We start from the raw sequence: 20,754 nt of genomic DNA, 5'->3' as shown, positions 1-20,754 counted from the left end.
TGAGCAGGACTGCCTGGCAGTACGTGTCGAGGTTGCCGCCGCGTTCGAGCAACCACCGCGCGGCCGGTGGCAGCGGGAACGAGCCGATCCCTCCGCCCGGAAGCTCAGCGAGGATCGCGCTCGGCCCCGGCCGTGTCGAGATCGCGCGCGCGAGCCGGGCGATCGTCCTGCGCTCGAACACATCCCGCGGAGTGAGCGCCAGCCCGGCTGTCTTCGCGCGTGCCGTCAATTGGATCGCCATGATACTGTCGCCGCCGAGCGCGAAGAACGAGTCGTCGATACCCACGGACTCGAGGCCGAGCACGTCGCCGACCAGGTTCACCAACGTCTTTTCGGCAGCTGTTCCGGCCGAGCGGAATTCCGCAGCCTGGGTCGTGAAGTCGAGAACCGGCAGTGCGTTCCGGTCGACCTTCCCGTGGGACGTCAACGGGAGCGTCGACAGTGGGATGACCGCGGACGGAATCATGTGCGAGGGAAGAAGCGACCTCATGTGGTCGAGCAGTTCCTCCTCTGCCACCTCGATGCCGGGGACCGGGACGACGTATCCGACGAGATGGTGTACCCCGTTGCGATCGGCCCGCAGCACCACCACGGCCTGCGCGACCCCGGGGTGACGCAGGAGGACGGATTCGACCTCGCCGGGCTCGATCCGGTAGCCGTGGAGCTGAACCTGGAAGTCGGTGCGGCCGTGGTAGTCCAGTTGCCCATCGGCGTTCCAGCGGGCCAGGTCTCCGGTTCGATACATGCGGGAGCCGGGGGCGCCGAACGGATTCGCGACGAACCGGCCGGCCGTGATGCCGGGCCTGCCGAGATATCCCCGGGCCAACTGGGCACCGCCGAGGTACATTTCGCCGATTACCCCGGGGACGACGGGGTGCAACCGACCGTCGACGACGAACACCTGCGTGTTCCACACCGGTGACCCGATGGGCACCGTGGTGGCGGCCCGGTCGGTCGCGGCGTCGTGATATGTCGCTGTCACGGTCGTCTCTGCGGGACCGTACATGTTGCCGAGGCGGACGCCGCGGGCGAGCACGTTGCCCGCCGTCCGCGCACTGATCGCCTCACCCCCGGTCAGGACCCGGCGCAGCGACCCGGGGAAGGTGTGCCGATGATCGTTCACGAACAGGTCGAGTAGGGAGGGCACGAACTCCACCAGCGTGATCTGCATTGCGTCGAGGAGGCCGGACAGATAGTCGAGGTCGAGCTGCCGATTCGGGGGCAGGAGGAACAGGACGCTTCCTGAACACAGAGCCGCGAAACACTCCCAGATGGCGACGTCGAAGGCGATCGGAGCCTTCTGCACGGTGCGGTCCTGCTCGCGTATCGGCAGCTGTGCCTGCGACCAGGCCAGCTGATTCGCTATCGCCGCGTGGGATATCGCCACGCCTTTGGGGGTGCCGGTCGAGCCGGATGTGTAGACCACGTACGCCAGGTTGTCGGGGTACAGCGGTACGCCGCGGTCCACGTCGGTCACCGGTGCGACGTCTCGGGCCTCGTGGTCGATGTCGTCGAACCGTGCCACCGGAACCCCGGTGGGAGCGGGTACATCGGCGACACCGGTGGTGACGACGAGAGCCGCCGACGCGGACTGGATCAGTGCTTCGATGCGGTCGGTGGGGTGGCTGGGATCGAGTGCGAGCACCGCTGCACCGGACTTTACCACCGCGTACATCGCAGCGAGCAACTCGACGGAGCGCGGGAGTGTCAGAGCTACAACGGATTCGGCGCCGATGCCGTATCCGAGGAAGGAGCGCGCCAGCCGGGTCGACCACGTGTCGAGTTCGGCGTAGGTGAGGGTTCGATCCTCATATCGGACGGCCGGTGCGTCGGGTGTCGCCGCGACCCGTGCCTCGAACATTTCCACGATCGTCGAGGCCGGAAGGTCGTGGGCCGTGGCGTTCCACCGGTCGAGGACGAGCCCTCGCTCGGCGTCGTCGAGGATGTCGATGTCGCCTACCACGACATCGGGGTTCGTCAGGCCCGCGGTGATCACGCGAAGGAGCCGGCCGGAAAAGCCACGGATCGTGGAGGCGTCGAACAGATCGGTGGCGTATACGATCTGCCCGCTGATACCCGTCCCCGACCCGTCCTCGGGCGGTTGATCACGCAACACCAGATTCAGGTCGAACGGCGACACCCGGGGCTCGAGGTCCGCGACATGCACCTCGAGACCGGGCAGGTCGAGGCGTGGCGGCTCGATGTTCTGGAACGACAGCATCACCTGGAACAACGGATGACTGGCCGTCGAACGCGGAGGGTGGAGTTCGTCCACGAGGGTTTCGAACGGAATGTCGGCGTGCGCGAAGGCCGCCAGATCGGCGTCGCGCACCGCCGCCAGGACCACACCGAACGGGGACGACGGATCGATGGTCGTGCGCAGAACGAGTGTGCCGACGAACATGCCGACCAGGGGATCGAGCGCCTGTTCGCCACGGCCGGCGGTCGGCGACCCGACGACGACGTCCGGGGTGGCGGCGAGCCGGGACAGCAACACGGCCAGGGCTGCGTGGATGACGACGAAAGTCGTCGTGTCGTGGGTGCGAGCGAAGTCCACGAGCCGGCGATACGTCGTCTCGGGCACCACGAACGACTCCGCTGCGGCCCGATACGACGCGGACGCGGGACGCGGCCGATCCAGAGGCAACTCCACCCGCTCGGGAAGATCCGCGAGCGCCGCGCGCCAGAAGTCGAGTTGCCGCGCCACCGGAGACGCCGGATTGGTCACGGACCCGAGGACCTCCCGCTGCCACACCGCGAAATCCGAGAATTGCACCGCCAACGGTTCCCATACGGGAGCAACGCCGGTGCGGCGCGCGGTGTACGCGGCGGAGAGGTCGCGCGCGAGGGGAGACAGCGATGCCCCGTCGGCGACGATGTGGTGCACGACGACAGCCAGGACGTGGTCGTGGTCGTCGAGTTGCCACAGTCGGATGCGGATCGGCGGACGGACCGTGACGTCGAACCCCTCAGCGACGATTTCGTCGACGAGGCCGGAGACTTGCGCTGCGTCGGGCACGGGGACGGGCGCCAGATCGAGCGACACACCCTCTGCGGGGAGGACGACCTGCACCGGTCCGGTGGCGGCCAAGGGGTAGACCGTCCGCAACGGTTCGTGCCGGACGAGGACGTCGAGCAGGGCAGCGTGCAGTGCGGGGAGGTCGAGGCGACCGGTCATCCGGACCACCATCGGAATGTTGTAGACGGCCGACGTCACGTCGAACTGGTTGACGAACCACATCCGCTGCTGCGCGAACGACACCGGTGCGGGTTCGGTGTGGACCCGTCGTCCCAGGGTGGGTCTGTCCGGGTGCACTTCGCTCGCGTCGAGGACGGAGGCGAGTCCGCGAACCGTGGGCGCCTCGAAGAGAGAACGAATCCCGATCCGGGTCCCGCACGCCGAATCGATTCGGGCGACCACCTTCGCCGCGTCGAGCGACGTGCCACCCAGTTCGAAGAAGTTGTCGTCGACGCCGACGCCACCGATACCCAGAACCTGGGCGATCACCCTCGACACGGTCTTCTCGGTCGGGGTGGCCGGGGCGTGGTAGATGGGGGAGTGCCGTAGTTCCTCGGGAACGGGAAGGGCGTCGAGGTCGACGTCCCCGGTCGCGGTGACGGGCAACCGGTCCAGGACGACGACCGTGCCCGGGACCCACGGCGGGGGCAGGATCATGGCGGCGTGGTCGCGGACGTCGGAGGCGGACGGCGCGGATCCGGGTGCCGGAACGACATACGTCACGAGGGCTGGTTGTCCGGCGCGCGGGGTGTGGTCGACGGTGACCGTATTCGAGACCTGTGGATGCGCGGTGAGGACGGTGTCGATGTCGTCGAGCGGGATGCGGAATCCGCGCAGTTCCGTCTGGAAATCGCGGCGACACAAAATGTTCAGGCCTCCGGTCGGCGTGAGGCGAGCGGCGTCACCGGTGCGGAACATACGTTCGCCGAGCGGGCCGAAGGGACTCGCCACGAAGTGGGTGCTCGTCGCGGCGGCCCGGCAGTGGTAGCCGCGAGCGAGCGCGGGTCCACCGATGTACAACTCGCCGACGACTCCCGGCGGGACAGGCGTGAGGCGGTCGTCGAGGACAGCGAATCTACGTCCTCGCCCGGGCCGGTATTCCATCCGGTCGGCATCGGATGCCGGTGCACGGTCGGTGGCAGCGGCGATCCAGACCGCTTCGACGGACGCGTAGGAGCCGACGACGTCGGGGACAGCCGCGACCGCGGCGTCGACGGGGTCACCGGTCAGGAACACCGAGCGGCGCTCGCCCGCCGCCGCGGATTCCCCTGCTCGGGACAGGTGCTCGTACGCGGCCGGACTCTGGACGAGCATGGTCACACCGCTACGGTGCAACAGGTCGGACAGGGCGGGCGGTGAGGACACGGTAGCCTCGTCGACCACCTCGAGCCGACCCCCGTGGAGGAATGCGCTCCACGGGGTCAGGACAGTGACGCCGGGCGTGAAGACCGGGACCTTCGCCCACACCTCGCCGACCGCGACGGCGGGACGTGCCAGTGCCGACAGTACTGCACGGTGCGTCACCGACACCGGTTTCGGCAGCGCGGTCGACCCGCGCGTGAGCAGGACGTAGGCGGCCGCATCGGGGCTGGGGCCGGCGCCGTCGTCGTCGGCGGTGAGGGGGCGACCCGAACTGCGCGCGAGGGCGGCGACGGTGTCCGGCGCGTCGAGGACGAGGGTGGGGGCGTGAACGTGGGGAAGATCTCTTGCCACAGTGGATGTCGTCACAACGATCGCAGCGCCGACGTCGGTGATCGTCCGGGAGAGTTGCGTGGTCGACGTCCATCGGGGATCGAGTGGTAGGCACACGCCCCCCGCCGCGAGCACGCCCAATGTGACGGCGACGTAGTCCATCGAATGGGGAATCGCCACGGCGACGAGGCGTTCCGGTTCCGCTCCGTGCTCGTTGAGGAACCTGGCGATTCGGTTCACCCGGTCGGCGAGCTCGCCGTACGACAGCATGTCACCCCCGCACGACAGTGCGACGGCGCCTGGTTGCCGTGCCGCCGTACGCGCAAATTCCTCCGGCAGCGTCGTCGCGGGGCCCGGTTCGTCCGGGGCCGTCCACGAATGGAGTGCGACGTCGCGTTCCCGATCGGTGAGCAGATCGATGTTCCCGACCACGGTGTCCGGCTCTGTGGTCACGATCCTCAGGACGCGGACGAGTCGGTCGGCAAGACCACGCACCGTCCTCTCGTCGAACAGATCGGTGGCGTATACGATTCCGCCGTCGATTCCCTGCGGCCGCCCGCCGTCATCGAGGCGTTCACTGAGCCACACCTGCAGGTCGAACTTACAGATCTTCGGATCGTAGCCGACGGCCGTGACGTGCAGACCGGGCAGGTCGAGCTCCCTCGCCTCGTGTCCGGCGGGCAGGACGTTCTGGAATTCGAGAAGTACCTGGAACAGCGGTGAACGACTTTCCGTGCGTTCAGGTTCGAGGGCGTCCACCAATTTCTCGAACGGATAGTCGGCGTGTGCGAACGCGCCCAGGTCGACATCCCGCACGGCGCGCACGGTGTCGGCGAAGGCCGCCGCGGGATCGATGCGGGTGCGCAGGACGAGCGTATTGACGAACATGCCCACCACGTCGTCGAGCGCGGGCTCCCCACGTCCCGCGACCGGGGTGCCTATGCTCACATCGTCGGTGCCGGCGAGCCGAGCGAGCACGACTGCCAGCGCCGCGTGGCACGTCATGAAGAGTGTCGACGTGCAGGTTCGAGACAGTGCCCGCATGGCGGTGTGCAGCTCCGAAGGCAGGTGGAAGCCCACTCGGCCACCGTGCAGGGACCGCCGCTGCGGGCGGGGACGGTCGGTCGGCAGCGCGAGAAGGGGCGTCGATCCACGAAGCGACTCACTCCAGTAGTCGAGTTGCCGCGACGCGAGGCTGTCGGGATCGGTGGACCGACCCAACACCGCGTGTTGCCACAATCCGTAGTCGACGTACTGCACGGCCGGCGGCTCCCAGGCGGGGGCGCGTCCGTCGATCCGGGCACGATAGGCGGCGGAGAGGTCACGAGCCAGCGGACCGGCCGACGCACCGTCGGCCGCGATGTGATGGATCACCAGGGCCAGCACGTGGTCGGTCTCGCTGATCGTGAACAGAGACGCACGCAGCGGCGCGTCGACCGTGACGTCGAACGGCGCTGCCGCGGCCCGGGCGACGTGCGCGTCGAGGTCGGTCGAACCGTCGACCCACACGCTTTCGACCCGGGGCAGCGCCCGTTCGGCGGGCAGGATCACCTGATGTGGTCCGTCGTCCGAGGCGGGGTACACCGTGCGGAGGGACTCGTGCCGTTCGACGACATCTGCGATCGCTGCCACGAGGGCCCCGACGTCGAGGTGCCCGGTGAGCCGGACGACCAGCGGAATGTCGTAGGCCGGGGAGTGCGGGTCGTACTGGTTGACGAACCACATCCGTTCCTGGGCCGGGGAGAGCGGAATCCTGGCGGGACGGGGGAACCTGTGGAGCGGAGGCCGCTCGGGGTCATAGCTGCGCCGGCTCTCGGCGACACCGGCGAGTGCGGCGACCGTCGGGTGCTCGAAGAGATCGCGGACATCCAGCGACGTTTCCAGCGCGGAATTCAGCCGTGCCACCACCCGGGTGGCCGCCAGGGAACCTCCGCCGAGATCGACGTAGTCGTCGTCCGCGCCGACGCCCGCGACACCGAGAACGGTCTCGAACACCGACGCGATCGTGTCTTCCGTCGGCGTGCGCGGCCGGTGGCCGGCGCCGCGCCGCGGGGCGAAGGTCGGCGCCGGGAGCGCGGCACGGTCCAGCTTGCCGCTCGGGGTGCGCGGAATGACGTCGATGGGGACGACCGCGGCCGGGAGCATGTGCGCGGGCAGTGTGCGCGCGAGCCGACGCCGCACCTCCCCGGCATCGACGCGCCGCCCTTCGGCCGGGCGAACGTAGGCGATCACCGCGGCATCTCCCGTGTGCGGGTCGGTCGCCGCGGTTGCGACGGCGAACGCCACGCTCGGGTCGGCACGCAGGACTGCCTCGATCTCACCGAGTTCGATGCGGAACCCGCGGATCTTCACCTGGAAGTCGCTGCGCCCGACGTAGGTGAGGTCGAGGGCGGTGGATGGATCCCCTTCGCCTCGGATGCGCCATCGCACCAGATCTCCGGTCCGGTACATTCGCGTCCCCGGCGCCCCGAAGGGCGCGGCCACGAAGCGGACGGCATCGAGTCCGGCGCGGTTTCGGTACCCGCGCGCGAGGCCTGGGCCGGCGAGATAGAGCTCGCCGATGGTGCCTGGCGGAACCGGGTGCATTCGGTCGTCGAGCACGACGACCTCGAACCCGCATACCGGCGCACCGAGGGTGATCGGCTCATCCGGCACGAGCGGTGCGCTGATGGTTGACATGATTGTCGCCTCGGTGGGCCCGTAGGCGTTGACGACGCGGCGCCCCGCTGCCCATGTCAACGGGACTTCTGGCGGGCAGGCCTCGCCGGCGACGGTGAGATGCGACAGGGTTGGTACGCCACCGGGTTCGAGCGTGGCAAGGGTGGTCGGGGTGAGTACGGCGTGGGTCACCTGATGTTCGGTGAGTACTCGCTCCAGATCCGTACCACCGACCACGGCGGGCGGGACGATCACCACGCGTGCTCCGGATCCGGCAGCCGCGAGCAGTTCGAACAGTGAGGCGTCGAAGCTCGGCGACGCGAACTGGGCCACTCGCGCGGTCGGCGGCACGTCGAGCCCTTCAATCTGTGCGGCAATCAGATTCGCGATCCCCCGGTGGGGTACGGCCACCCCTTTGGGGACGCCGGTCGATCCCGAGGTGTAGATGAGATAGGCGGGATGGTCCCACCGCAACGGCCGGGGGCGGTCGGCGTCGCCGACCGGGGTATCGATGCGGTCGGACAGGGTGTCCTCGACGTTGCGGTCGTGTAATTCGATCCACTCGACGTCACCGGGTAGGCCACCCCGGTGGCGGCTGACAGTGACTCCGAGAGTCGCACCGGAATCGGAGAGCATGTGCGCGATGCGGGCTTCGGGGTATCCGGGATCGACGGGCAGGAAGGCGGCCCCCGACTTCGCGACCGCCCACACGGCGCGGACGAGATCAACGGATCTCGGGAGCGCGAGGGCGACCACGGTTTCGGGGCCGGCACCCCGGGAGAGGAGAAGGCGGGCGAGCCGGGTGGAGTCGTCGTCCAGCCGACGGTACGTGATGCCGATACCGTCGCCAGCAGCGTCGACGACGGCGATCGCGTCGGGGTCGCGGTGTGCCGCATCTACCAAGAGGTCGGGCAGCGTGCGCGGCGGAACTCCCGGGTCGCCACGCGCGGGCACGAGCCGGCGCCGTTCGGCGGAACTCAACAGGTCGAGATCCGCGACCGGGATGTCGGGGTGTGCCGTGACCTGGGCGAGCAGCCGGAGAAGACGGTCGGCGAATCCGTGGATCGTCGACGGCTCGAAGAACTCCCGCGCGAAGGTCAGTCGGAGGTCGAGCCCGGCACATCCGGGGTGTTCGACGACGTGGATCCAGAGGTCGGCGCCCTCGTCGGACCGGCCGTCCGGTTCGCGTGGGTGATCGCTGGTCTGCACGTCGAATCCGACCTGGAACGGGTGTCGACCCGCGGTGGGTGCTGGAGATCCGAGTGCGGCGGCGACCTCCTCGAAGGTGACGTCGGCGTGGGTGAACGCACCGAGCTCGGTCGTGCGCGCGCGCTCGAGGAGCTCGGTGAACGATTCGGTGCCGTCGACCCGGGTACGAAGAAGCAGTGGCCATCCGCGTGAGCCCGCGGGTGTCCCGAGGACGACGTCGCGGACCCCACCGAGACGAGCGAGCAGTGCTCGGAGGGCCGCATGCGTGACGGTATACGCGGCGAACGGGCAGTCCCGTCCGACGGTCTCGATCCGGTGATGCAGGTCCGCGGTCACGCGCGCTTCGACGTGCTCGCGGCGGCTGTCGACGGTGCCTGCCCGGTGGGTGTAGTCGCGGGCAAGAGGCTGGTTGTGAGGCAGGTCGGAAAGCATCGTCCGCCAATAGTCCAGATCTGCTGTGCGCCTGCGTCTCCGAATACCATCGTGCGCGGTCTCCGTGTGCACCTCGGCCACCCGATCGCCGGGATCCGCCGCGAGGAACTCCGCGAGGAGGGCCACGAACGACCGATGGTGACGAGCCAATTCTTCCCGGGAGTAGCGGTGGGGGTTCCCGCGGAACTCGACGACCATCCGCCCGCCAGCGGCGGTGCGGTACACATTGACCAGCAGATCCTCCACCGGCCCCGAGGTGACCACGTGAAAGTCTCCGGTGAGCGGTCCGAGCTGGATCCGGGGGTGGAAGAGCATGACGTTGACCATCGGCCCGGACAGCGAGTCCGCCGCGTCGACATCGCGCCGGATGTCCTGCAAAGTGAATCGCTGATGACGGAGAGCGCCCAGAATTTCGTGGTGCACCCGGCGGGTGAGAGTGGCCACGGTGTCGTCGGGTGCGGTGGACACCTGCAGTGGAACGAGCCCGACGAGCATCCCGCCCGATCGCTGCAGCAGTGCGGTGGTGCGGCCCGACACCGGGAGGTCGACGAGCACGTCGTCCCGTCCGGTCATGCGGGCGAGATACGTGGCGAAGGCGGTGATCACTCCGGTCGCCGCCGGCACACCGAGCCGCTCGCCGGAACGGTCCAGTCGCTCCGTCGCGGACGCGGACAGGGTGGTCGTCTCGAGAATGCTTTCCGCGACTGCGGGTGCCACGGTCGGCGACAGACTCGAGTTCGAACGGAGACCGGAGAAGTGCTCCCGCCAGTAGGCGCGATCGGACTCGTAGCGCGTCGACGACCGGTACTCCTCGTCGAGACGGTGAAGGGTGCGCAGATCTGCGGCACCGGCGGGTTCCGGCGTCCGTGCCTCCATGTGGGCGGTGTACAGCTCGGCGATCCGGTTCACCAGCGTCATCGCTCCGTAACCGTCCAGTGCGACATGGTGAATTCTGCTGTACCACAGGTAGTGATCGTCACCGACTCGTAACACGGTCGATGTCGCCAGCCGGTCCCGCATCGGGTCGAGAGGCGCGGTGAAATCCCGCGTCATCCAGGCGTGGGCCGCCGCAACAGGGTCGGCCTCGCCCCCGAGGTCGACATATCCGGTCGACAGCTCGATGGTCGGGTCGACGGTCTGGAACGGCTCCCCGTCGATTTCGAACACACGCAGGAACGCCGACTGCAACTCGCGGCCCGCGGTCACCGACGCGTCGTCGAGGACCGCGAGATCCAGGCCTCCGCGCACCTCGACGTACTGCGCGATGCACCTCGGAACGTTGGGAGCGAGGCGCTGAGCCAGCCAGATTCCGCGCTGCGCGGACGTCAGTGGGAAGGCATCGCGACGACTGCGAGCGGTCGCGTCGCTCCTGTTGGTGTTATCCACTTACTGGAACCTCCCGACAGCAACTGAGAAGGGTTGCCCTGGGGTCGTACGTTTTCGGCTTAGTTGATTTATATCGCGGGCGCCACCAGGTCCGTTACTACCAGTATGTGCTGTCACCTGCGGCGATGCCCCGCCTGCACTGGGTGCCGCCGGTCAGGACTCGCCCGGCGCCGACCCGAGCACGCGGTCGACCGACGTCACGAAACGGTGACGCGGCGCGGTGCCGATCGCCGGTCGAACCCCCAAGGGTTGCGCAACCCGAGCGGCCCACCGGACCCCCGGAGCGCTCGGTCCGGGTCGTCGAGGTGGCCGCGTCGACGAGGAAGACGGCCGCGGCGACGCTGTCGTGGGCGGTGGAGATCGGCGTCGTGGACTCGTACGTGCGACTGCAGTAGTCGCTGTACCGGGGCACTGATGTCGGGTACGAACACCGCGGCCGGGTGCGACCGCGCCGCCGACCGATCGAGTGGCCAAATATTCTCATTGGATGGTTCCCGGCGATCTTTCAAACGTTCTGGGCGAGGATGGCCGGTGGGTGAGTTCATTACGGACGCGGCCGAGGCGGCCGGCTCGGCGAACGGACCCAGTGGTAGTACCCGTGCGGGTGCCGTCGCCGGAACCCAGCGGGGCCACCGCTCCCCGCCGCGCGGCCACCGTCAGCGCCTCCCGCGCGAGCCGGGTCTTGCCCACCCCCGCCGCGTCCGCGAGGATCACCCCACCCGGCCCGTGTGTCCGGCGCAGGGCGCGGTCGATGAACCGTAGTTCCTCTTCCCGCTCGGTCGGCGGCCACGCCGCGCGCATGGCTGAATCCGAGAAGGGCAACGATCGCGGTCGGGGCCGATGCACTCGTCTTGGCTGGTAGCTCGCCCGTGCGACTGTGGAGGGGTAACCGAGCAGACGATCGAGGAACTCCGGCGGCGGTGGCGCCGGCACCCGACCCTGCTCACAGCTGTCATCAAGGCGGCTACGACCCCGGGCGCATATGTTGCGCAGGATCTGCGCGCACGAATTCGACCGTGCCACCGACGAATCGAACGCAGGCGTGGTCAACTCGGTCCTCGCCGAGGTCGGAACCGAGTTGGTGGTGGTGACCGGGGTCGACAGTCCATGCCGTGATCGAAGTCGCGTTGCAACAGTGGAATTCACGATCTTCGAGAAGGATAAACCAGTCTTGTGTGGTGCCCGTGGGCCGTGAGAAGACGCGGAGTCTGCCAGGGCCCTTTCTCTGTTCGAGGGCGTCTGATCACCGGCGAGCAACGTGTACTGCACCTCGTCACCGGCCTGTTCGAGAGCTCGCTTCACCTGGATCGGCGCCACCGCCTGCGTCATGGACGCGCAGACCGTTACCTGTTCACCACGCAGCATTCATGGTTGGAAGCATAGTGATCTACCTCGAAGGCGCGAGGAGACCGACTGAAGATATCGAACGAATTAGAGACGAGTCGGACTGGCGCACAACTGCGCGGTGGCTGACTTTGAGGAACGCACGTGGCCACCGCCCGCCGGGCTTCCTCAGCAGCGGGGTCACCGATCGTCTGCACATTGACGGTGCATACGACTTGACGGTGCATACGACGACCATCCGGGCCCGAGCGAGTCTGTATCGGGAGTGATGGTTGAGGGCGTCGTGGTCGGTATACCCAGAGAACACGCAGACCTTGATCACTCGGATCGGGCGGGAACCGTTCGCCGGGGCGACGACGCGAACGGTGAGCGAACGCCGGATTCGTAGAGTGTGAATCCTCAGGCGGGCTTCGCGTCGGAGCTGCCGACTCGAGCTTGCCGAGCGATTGCCTTACGTAAAGCGGTTTGAGAACCATCAGTCCCACGTTGGGACGTTGCAGGAAGCGGAACCGGGACGATGAGCAGCCCTGAAGAATGCAGAATCACCCAGAACTGCGCACCGGGCGGTCACTATGACACGACGTTGAGCGGTGCCGTCACAAGAGCACGCATCGCCCGCGCGGTCGCAGCGAACGAGGGAATCTGCACGCATCAACTCGTGGCCCTCCTCGACGTGACGGAATGGCCGATGCAGCAGCTCTACAGCTACGCGCAGGCAGCAGGAGCCCGGGCGGACACCGAAGGTCGTTGGTGGTCCCGGCCGACGATTGGGCCGCCGTTCGGTGACTCCTTCCCTGTCTAGGTCTCGATCCCAACGTCCTGCAGAGGAGGGTGATGTCGTCCATTTCGGGGAGCAGGTCGCCGCACGCTCGGTGGCCGTGGTCCGTGAGATATTTGGCACGGATTCGCTCGTTGAGGCCGTTGGCGTCTGTGCCTGGCACAATGGTGGCCGGGCCGGACCCGAATGCCCACGCGGCGTCGGGGGTCTGGACGAGCACCGCGCCGTGCGGACGGGCTGCGACATTGCGGGCCTTGCCAGGGGTCGCGATAAGGATTCGCCCGTTGTCGGGAAGGAACAGGGCGGGAGACCGGTCGTCGTTCTCGGTGCCGAGCACGGCGTAGAGCCGCCGGTCGAGGATCTGGCGTGCCTGCGCGCTGTCCATCGATGACGCGATGTCGGTCAGCCGCCGGGCAGCGGCACCGCCCTCCTCGACGTTTCCGGTGGCCAGATGCGAGTCGACGAGCAGGTCGAGGGCGGCCGCCAGATGCGTACGGTGCTCCCCGAGGTGACGCAGCCGTTGTTCGAGGTTGCGGCTGGTGGCGGGCATCGCCGCGCCGGGTGGGTCAGCCGGCGCAGTCGCGGCAGATCATTTGCTCGCTGTCGGCGAGGCGGCTGCGGTGTTGGACGAGGAAGCAGCTGGTGCAGGTGAATTCGTCGGCCTTCTTCGGGATGACCCGGACGCTCAGTTCCTCTCCCGACAGGTCGGCGCCGGGCAGTTCGAATGATTCGGCAGTGTCGGGTTCGTCGACGTCGTCGACCGTGGAGCGGGTGGTGCCGCGGCGCAGGTGCAGTTCGTCGAGCGATTCTTCGTCGGGCTCGTCGGGGCGGGTCCGGCGGGGTGTGTCGTAGTCGGTGGCCATGACTGCTCCTGGGGTCGGGTCGTCACCGGAGTCTCACCGGATGGTGGGAGCGGTGATGATAAGGAGAACGTCCGGGCGCGCCGTTTTGTGCCCGTCCCGGATGACAAATCCCTCGCCGGCGCCAAAGGCGATGTTGGCGACGCGCACGTGCTGGCAGATATCGTCCGAACCGACCGTCGGCAGTTGCGTCCGGTGGCCGACGACTCCGTCGAGGTCGAGGGCCTGAAGATACTTGCCCGTACTCAAACGAGCACATCGGCGGACGATCGACGAACGTGCAACGAAGATCCGCACCGCACTCCGCGCCCCGGGACGACTGACCCAACCCGGCGCACTCGAAGCCGCCCACGCCGCCGCCACGGTCGCGACGTTGGCCGTGATCGCCACCATCGATACCCACATCGAAATTCTCAACGAACAGGTCACCACGGCCTTCGAAAGCCACCCCCAGGCGGCGATCATCACCTCTCTGCCCGGCATGGGATCAATTGTCGGGCGCGCGTGCTCGCCGAGTTCGGTGACGCGCCCGGTCGCTACCTCACAGGCAAGGCCAGCAGGAACTTTTGCCGGGACCAGCCCCATCACCAGAGCATCAGGCAAGAAGTCTGCCGTCTCGCGCCGCTACGTCCACAACGACAGACTTCTCGATGCGCTGACCCGTCAGGCATTCACCGCTATCAGGGTCTCACCCGGAGCTCGCGCCTACTACGACACGCAACGACACCGCGGCGTCGAACACAACGCTGCACAACGCCACCTTGCCAACCGATTCGTGGGCATCTTGCACGGATGCCTCGCATCGGAGAGTGTCTACGACGAACACATCGCCTGGACTACTCCCGCCAAGGCTGGTTTGACAGCCTCAAAAAGAAGATGCCACTTGACTTCCTAGCAACATGGGATGTCTTTCAGGTGGGCAGGTCTACGTCCCCATACCCACGTCTGTCCGCATTGGCCACCGGAACCGGGGTCGTGTCGCGTGTCGGCTCGGTTCTGCTGTTGCGCATTGCCGAGAAGACGGGGTTGACCGATGCACTGTCGGTGGCCCTGTCTCCCTGGCGAAAGCCGTTGTCGCGCCGCGATCCCGGCAAGATCATGCTCGATCTGGCGGTCGCGTTGGCGGTCGGCGGTGACTGCCTCGCCGACATCGCCCAGTTGCGGGCGCATCCGGAGGTGTTCGGTCCGGTCGCCTCCGATCCGACGGTCTCCCGCTTGATCGCCACCCTCGCCGCCGACGCCGATATGGCCCTTTCGGCGATCGACGCAGCCCGTGCCGCAGTCCGCGCGGCCGCGTGGTCCGCGGACGGGGACCGGGCACCCCGACGACGACATCGACGAACACCACCCTTTGATCATCGACCTGGACGCCACCCTCGTCACAGCGCATTCGGAGAAGGAACACGCGGCACCGACCTTCAAACGCGGCTTTTCGATTCCACCCGTTGTGCGCGTTCGTCGACCACGGTGGCGAGGGCACCGGGGAACCGGTGGCGATGCTGCTGCGAGCTGGCAACGCCGGCTCGAACACCGCCGCCGACCACATCACCGTCGTCAAGAAGGCGTTGGCGCAGTTGCCGTGCGATCCGGGATATCGGGTCGGCCGAACGATCGTCGATCCGCACCGATGGTGCCGGCGGCAGCCACGCGTTCCTCGAATATCTGACCAAGCGACGGCTGTCGTACTCGATCGGGTTCGGGCTGACCGACGCCATGGTCACCGAGATCTCCGCGATCCCGCAGGACGGATGGACACCCGCCTACGACGCCGACGGGCAGGTCCCAGGCGCCGCTTGGGTTGCCGCACTCACCGATCTGGTCGACCTGTCGTCATGGCCGGCCGGGATGCGGCTTGTCGTGCGCAAGGAACGCCCCACCCTGGCGCGCAGCTACGGTTCACCGACCACGACGGGCTGCGGTTGACCGCGTTCACCCGCCAACACCCGCCACGGCGGGCTCCCCGACCTCGAACTACGCCACCGCCGCCGCGCCCGCTGCGAGGACCGCATCGCCGAACGCGAAAGCCACCGGTCTGGAGAACCTTTCGCTGCACGGGTTCGACCAGAACCGGGTCTGGCTCGCCGTCGTGCAATTCGCCTGCGAACTTGTCGCGTGGACCCAGATGCTCACTCTGCACGAGCACCCCGCCCGGAAGTGGAAGCCGAAACGGCTGCGCCTGCGCCTGTGGTTGATCGCCGGGCGGATCACCCACCGCACCCACCTCAAACTCGCCGCCCGAGCACCCTGGGCCCGCCTGCTCACCCGAGGCCTCGACCACCTCAGTGCGCGACCCGCATCGACCTGACCAGCATCAACCCGGTCATCCGAGACGAAAGGGAAACGTCTTCCGGGGCCGTGGACCCCGACGCCACCCGACCGTGTCGGTAGCTCATCGTTGCCCGACACCGGATCAGCGGCAGCGACCACCAATCCGAAACCGCTCACGCCGATCCAGGCGACTCAGGAAAGATCGAGGTTAGGGTCGCCGGCGGCGGGATCATGCACGGTGCCGGTCGAGTTGAATTACGTCCGCGCAGGGTGCCCGGTGCCGGCGGCGGGCGCGGATCATCCGGACGGCGGCGATGTGCGCGTGAAGAGGGCGGCGGCGCGAGCGGCGGCGCCGGGGTCGTCGAGGAGATGAGCGGCGGCGAGGTCGCACAGTGCGATGTCCTCGATCAGCTGCAGCGGGATCCGCACCAGCCGGTAGGCGACTCGTGCAACGGACTGGGGGAGGGCGCCCGGTCCCAGCATCGGCTGATCGTATGACAGGAGTCACCGGTGCGGAGGGAAACGTTGCGGAGGGCAACACCGAGTGTCTCGGGGTGTGGTCTTGTCCGGGTCGGTGCCGCCGCGCAGACTGAAGGTGTGCGGTGGGGTCGTCGGTGCGTACGTGCCGATCGGGTCGCGCCGCCGCTGGCACCTACTGCTTGCCACTCGATCAGGAGCTTCCATGCCCAGTCCCAGCCCCGGCTATTCGATCACTGTTCGCGTCCATGCTCCGGTCGGCGCCGGTACCCCGTCGACCTTAGCGGCCGCGATCGCGTCGGTGAAGGGCGCGATGACGGCACTCGATGTGGCCGAGAGCCACCCCGACCACATGGTCATCGATCTCACCTGCGACGCTTCGGACGCCGCGCATGCCGACCAGATCGCGACCGCGATCGCCGAGGTGCCCGGCGTGGTCGTGGGCAAAGTCAGCGACCGTACCTTCCTGCTGCATTTGGGCGGCAAGCTCGAGGTGAATCCCACCGTTCCGCTCACGCACCGAGACGACCTCTCCCGCGCCTACACCCCTGGAGTGGCCCGGGTGTGTACCGCGATCGCCGAACATCCCGAGGACGTGCGCCGCCTGACGATCAAACGCAACACCGTCGCCGTGGTCACCGACGGGTCCGCAGTCCTGGGATTGGGCAACATCGGTGCTGCGGCGTCGATCCCGGTGATGGAGGGCAAGGCCGCACTGTTCAAACAATTCGCCGGCGTGGACGCCTGGCCGGTATGCCTGGACACCCAGGACCCGGATGCTATCGTCGAGATCGTCCGGGCACTGGCTCCGGTGTACGGCGGTATCAACCTTGAAGATATTTCCGCGCCGCGGTGTTTCGAGATCGAGGCGCGGCTTCGCGGGATTCTCGACATTCCGGTGTTCCATGACGATCAGCACGGCACCGCGATCGTGGTCCTGGCGGCCCTGACCAACGCGCTACGAGTGGTCGGCAAGACGCTCGCTAGGGCGCGGATCGTGGTCTCGGGTGTCGGCGCTGCCGGGCACGCCGTCATCCGGTTGCTCGTCGCCGAGGGTGCGACGAACGTCATCGGCTGTGGGCGCAACGGGATCTTGTCCGCGGACGACACCGCCGACGAGTTTCGTACCTGGATCGCCGAGCACACCAATCCGGAGGGTCGGACGGGATCGTTGCGAGACGCGCTGGTCGGGGCGGACGTATTCATCGGGGTCTCGGCACCGAACATTGTCACGGGCGAGGACATCGCGGCGATGGCCGGCGAGTCGATCGTGTTCGCGCTGGCCAATCCAGTCCCGGAGGTCGACCCGGTCGCCGCCGGCGAACATGCCGCCGTGGTGGCCACCGGCCGGTCGGACTTTCCGAACCAGATCAACAATGTGCTCGCCTTCCCGGGGGTGTTCCGCGGCCTGCTCGACGCGCACGCGGTCGATATCACCGACGAGATGTTGATCGCGGCCGCCGGCGCGATCGCCGACAGGGTGTTGCCGTCCGAGCTCAACGCCACCTACATCGTGCCGAGCGTGTTCGACGCGAGGGTTGCGCCGGCGGTGGCGGCGGCGGTGGGTGAAGTGGCTGCGCGGGGCAATAGCCCGGGATCCGATGGTGTGCCATCGACGTGAGAATCAGTCCGGCTACGGGAGCGCCTGGTCCCCTCTCCCGGTGAACGATTCGAGGTGGAACGGCGCCGGCCACTACGAACGGCTCGATCGAGCACGAGTCCCGCACGGGGCAGGTCGCTCCACGGACATGGTCCCCGTCCCCGCTATTCGAGCCTGACGATGACCCGGGAGCCGGCGGCCAGCTGGGTGGCGTACGTCGTCAACTCGGGATCGGTGATCGCCGCATCGGTGGCATCCTCCCACGCCTGGGCCAAGCGACGTTTCGTCTCCTCGACCGACATGCCCGTGCATTCGCGCTGTAACCGGTCCATCACTCGTTGCAGCGTCTGTTCCACTGTGGCTTTCGCGACCCGCTCGAACTCGCGCCCGTCGAAGTCTGACACCCTGCGATCTCCTCGGGTGAGGCCGAGTGCGCATTCCGTCTCGGTCCCTCGTGGTCATGATCGCAGACCCCGCACGGGTGGCTAGAGAGGCGATTGGCCTCACCCTGATCTGTTGTCCTCGCTGCGGGGGAAGACATGCTGGCGGGCCGGGCTCATCCGGAACCTGTGCGCGGCGGTGAGTGTTCGCGCGCCGCAGTTCGTCGGCCGCAACGGCCGCGGTGGTGACGTGGGCGCCGAGGTCGCTGATCAGGGCGAAGGCGAGGGTGAGAACAATGGGGATGGTCACCAATCAGGGTCTCCGACGGTGGGGGATGAACGGCGGCATCGTCGCGGTGTGTGAGACCCGGGCAGTGGCGACGTCTCGGCGCCGTTGGATCCCTGCACGTCGTGGACGGAACAAAGCAATGACCGGCCGCGAGAAATTCTGAGGGGTGTGGAGTGGCGGTTAGGTCGTTCGGTTTTCTGGTCCCGGAATTGCGGGTATGGCCGAGATCGTTGCGTCCGGCCGCCGAGGGCGGCCCAGTAAGGGAACCCGTGCGGTGGTCAAGGCGCTGGTGCCACCGGAGCTCAAGGAAGCAGCTGCCAGCGCCGCGAAGGCGCACGGCATGACCGCGAACGACTACATCGCGGCGCTGATCGCGGCCGACACCGGCCTGACCGAGCTGATGGCATCGATTCGGGAGAAGCAGGCTGCCACACAACGATCCGCGGAATCCTGCAGATCGGGACCGTCACGGATCACCGGTCTGGGCAGTGTGTGGCGGCCTGTGTGCTCGTCGCGATAGTGACACACGTGAGCCCGGACTCGCCAACAGCCCCGTCGAACGCAAGCGGCGCTTGCCGAACCTCGTCGAACAGGGCGTGGACGTCACACGGGAGCGGCCACCCTCGGCGAACCCCAGCTGGAGCCGGTGGTCCTGGACGAGAAAGGGCCACCACGAGGGTCCCGGCAGGCAAGACGCAGATATCCGTCTCCATCGAGCCCGCCAGAGTCGAGCATGGCAAGGATGCCGTCGCCGCGATCGGCCACATCGCCGGCGCTCCCGAAAGTTGGTCCGACCTCGTCGACGAAGCCGTCGCCCACTACCTCGCCGTTCTCGAACGCAGATACAACGATGGCGAACCCTTCCCCCCGCGCAACGCCGAACGCGTCCGGGGACCACGCATCAACTAGCCGCCCACGCCGGCACGACGTCCGCGTTGATCCTCAGCTGGGGCGTCGCGCGCACTGATCCCAGCTGGGAGTCGCCAGGTTGTGGGTGAGGGTGTCACCGGTCTTCGCCTCACTCGAAGTGGCGGAATGCAGGAAAGCCGCCCGTCCTCGTCGAGATACACCACCGAACTTCTCGGCGAGGGCCCCACCATCCCTACCTGTCCGCCCGGCACTGCGCGGTCATCATCGTCGCCGCATTCGATGTGAACTCGCCACCACGCCCGATAGACCGGGCCTGGGAACTCGCAAGCGAGGATCGAGCAGGTCCGCGGCAACATGCACGCGCTTCGTCGCCAGGGCTGGACGACTGACGGCGACGAGAAACCGCTTGTGGGCGCATCCCGAGTCCAGTAACACCGCAATGGAACCCGGCATTTACCGGACTCCTCGGTCGGGGCGGTCAGGACACCGACCCGCAGGACGCCATGGGAACAGTTACCCGGGCCGTTCATTGAACGCGGGCGGCCGCTACTCGGTGCACGTAACCCAACGCGTGTGCGAGGTTCTTGCTGCCGAAATCCACCCGAGTCCTCCCTGTACGACGCTAGGGTGTGCTCAGGAATCCGCTTCCGTCGCGAGGGCACCTCTTGGCGAACATCGGCATCACGCGCACACCCCCACCCACGCAGAACGACACATGAACCGGGCGACCTCATGGAACGCACGAAGACCATCGCGGCGTGCCTCGTCGTGGCCGCCGTGATGATGGTCGCGGCGTGCGGGACGTCCCAACCGACGTCCATCCAGTCGGCGACAGCCACCACGGGCACTGAGCCCGCGTACGCGGGGACATTGGAACCACTGATCGACCAGTTGATGAAGGACAACGCCATTCCGGGAGCGGTAGTTCTGATCACCTCGCCCGATCAGGGCGATTGGTCGGCAACATTCGGCACGACGACGATCGACGAGAACAAGCCGATGTCGATGGACGACCACTTCCGGATCGGGAGCAACACCAAGACGATGACGTCGACGGTCATCCTCCAACTGGTGCAGGAGGGCAGGCTCAGCCTCGACGATCCGGTCTCCAAGTACCGCCCGGGCGTGCCGAACGGCGACAAGATCACCATCGCGCAACTGTCGGATATGCACAGCGGGCTCTACTCCTACACCTTCGACCCGCAGTTCAACGCGACACTCGACCGGGACCCGGACAAGGTGTGGACGCCGGACGAGCTGCTGGCGATCGCCTTCTCCCACCCGGTGAACTTCCCGCCCGGGGAGAGGTTCGACTACAGCAACACCAACATCATCCTGCTCGGCGTCATCATCGAGCAGCTCACCGGCAGGTCGGCGGCCGAGGCCTTCGCACAGCGCATCTTCGAACCCCTCGGACTCGCGCACACCTCGCTGCCGGCGCCCGCGGACTCCTCGATCCCCGAACCGCATCCGCAGGGCTACTCGTTCGGCA

At 67.6% G+C, this 20,754-nt stretch carries 11 protein-coding genes and 2 pseudogenes; 6 read left to right on the top strand and 7 right to left on the bottom strand.

Going from position 1 to position 20,754, the window contains the following annotated elements:
- From P3H15_RS48970 to P3H15_RS48950, 5 genes are all read right to left on the bottom strand, one after another.
- Positions 1–10,396: non-ribosomal peptide synthetase (locus P3H15_RS48970; protein WP_276143962.1), on the bottom strand; the 10,396-nt coding region annotated here is incomplete at its 3' end.
- Positions 10,397–10,493: 97 nt separating this feature from the next.
- Positions 10,494–10,808, bottom strand: coding sequence for a hypothetical protein (locus tag P3H15_RS48965; protein WP_276143961.1), 315 nt, complete (start codon positions 10,806–10,808; stop codon positions 10,494–10,496).
- Positions 10,809–10,876: 68 nt separating this feature from the next.
- Positions 10,877–11,197, bottom strand: coding sequence for a hypothetical protein (locus P3H15_RS48960; protein WP_276143960.1), 321 nt, complete (start codon positions 11,195–11,197; stop codon positions 10,877–10,879).
- A 1,139-nt stretch (positions 11,198–12,336) separates the two neighbouring features.
- Complete coding sequence (locus P3H15_RS48955; protein WP_276143959.1) at positions 12,337–13,068, bottom strand: hypothetical protein; 732 nt, start codon at positions 13,066–13,068, stop codon at positions 12,337–12,339.
- A 16-nt stretch (positions 13,069–13,084) separates the two neighbouring features.
- Positions 13,085–13,381, bottom strand: a complete 297-nt coding sequence (locus P3H15_RS48950; protein WP_276143958.1) for a DUF4193 domain-containing protein — start codon at positions 13,379–13,381, stop codon at positions 13,085–13,087.
- On the opposite strand from P3H15_RS48950, the pseudogene P3H15_RS55965 reads away from it, so the two are divergent.
- The 3 genes and pseudogenes from P3H15_RS55965 to P3H15_RS48940 form a co-directional block, all read left to right on the top strand.
- Positions 13,307–13,603 (top strand): annotated as a pseudogene (locus P3H15_RS55965) (hypothetical protein); the annotation flags it as partial. The gene P3H15_RS48950 and the pseudogene P3H15_RS55965 sit on opposite strands and share 75 nt — an antisense overlap.
- Before the next feature lie 256 nt (positions 13,604–13,859).
- Positions 13,860–14,273 (top strand): transposase, encoded by a 414-nt coding sequence (locus P3H15_RS55960; protein ID WP_369426233.1) that lies wholly within the window; start codon positions 13,860–13,862, stop codon positions 14,271–14,273.
- Positions 14,274–14,293: 20 nt separating this feature from the next.
- Positions 14,294–15,683: pseudogene (locus P3H15_RS48940) on the top strand (IS1380 family transposase).
- A gap of 260 nt (positions 15,684–15,943) precedes the next feature.
- Here P3H15_RS48940 and P3H15_RS48935 read toward each other — a convergent pair.
- Positions 15,944–16,129 (bottom strand): hypothetical protein, encoded by a 186-nt coding sequence (locus P3H15_RS48935; protein ID WP_276143956.1) that lies wholly within the window; start codon positions 16,127–16,129, stop codon positions 15,944–15,946.
- Between the two features lie 199 nt (positions 16,130–16,328).
- On the opposite strand from P3H15_RS48935, the gene P3H15_RS48930 reads away from it, so the two are divergent.
- Positions 16,329–17,744, top strand: coding sequence for an NAD-dependent malic enzyme (locus P3H15_RS48930; RefSeq protein WP_276143955.1), 1,416 nt, complete (start codon positions 16,329–16,331; stop codon positions 17,742–17,744).
- A gap of 143 nt (positions 17,745–17,887) precedes the next feature.
- Here the strand turns inward: P3H15_RS48930 and P3H15_RS48925 are convergent, their stop codons facing one another.
- The gene (locus P3H15_RS48925) at positions 17,888–18,127 is read right to left on the bottom strand and encodes a hypothetical protein (protein ID WP_276143954.1); all 240 of its coding nucleotides are present in this window, start codon (positions 18,125–18,127) and stop codon (positions 17,888–17,890) included.
- Between the two features lie 482 nt (positions 18,128–18,609).
- Here P3H15_RS48925 and P3H15_RS48920 point away from each other — a divergent pair, with 482 nt between their 5' ends.
- Both P3H15_RS48920 and P3H15_RS48915 read left to right on the top strand, forming a co-directional pair.
- Positions 18,610–18,912, top strand: a complete 303-nt coding sequence (locus P3H15_RS48920; protein ID WP_276143953.1) for a hypothetical protein — start codon at positions 18,610–18,612, stop codon at positions 18,910–18,912.
- Between the two features lie 1,082 nt (positions 18,913–19,994).
- Positions 19,995–20,754: serine hydrolase (locus P3H15_RS48915; protein ID WP_276143952.1), on the top strand; the 760-nt coding region annotated here is incomplete at its 3' end.

Source organism: Rhodococcus sp. T2V (genome assembly GCF_029269925.1).
GTDB classification, from domain to species: domain Bacteria; phylum Actinomycetota; class Actinomycetes; order Mycobacteriales; family Mycobacteriaceae; genus Rhodococcus_F; species Rhodococcus_F koreensis.
Note: the sequence above shows the minus strand (reverse complement) of the source record. Positions and strands in the feature narration are given on the sequence as shown.